This is a genomic window from Acinetobacter sp. AC1-2, assembly GCF_016124155.1.
Taxonomy (GTDB): Bacteria; Pseudomonadota; Gammaproteobacteria; order Pseudomonadales; family Moraxellaceae; genus Acinetobacter; species Acinetobacter calcoaceticus.
In genome coordinates, this window is record NZ_JABFFO010000040.1 from 1 (window position 1) to 210 (window position 210).

1 protein-coding gene is annotated in these 210 nt (G+C 54.3%); it reads right to left on the reverse strand.

Annotation, left to right across the window (positions count from 1 at the left end; all coding sequences use genetic code 11):
• Positions 1-210: Ig-like domain-containing protein (locus tag HL290_RS18530; protein ID WP_227602342.1), on the reverse strand; the 210-nt coding region annotated here is incomplete at both ends.

Below are 210 nucleotides of genomic sequence, written 5' to 3' on the forward strand. Positions count from 1 at the left end.
TACAGGCAAGCTATTGTCTGCAAGCGTCCAGGTGCCATCACCATTGTTTACTGCCGGGTAGTCAGTGCCATCTACATTCACCACCACTGTCGCAGTCGGATCATTGACTGTACCGGTGAGTGCAGGTGTGCTGTCATTGGTGAGTACATCATCAAGCGCGACCACTGGTGGCGTGATGTCCGCAGACACCGTACCTGTGCCTGGCAATGA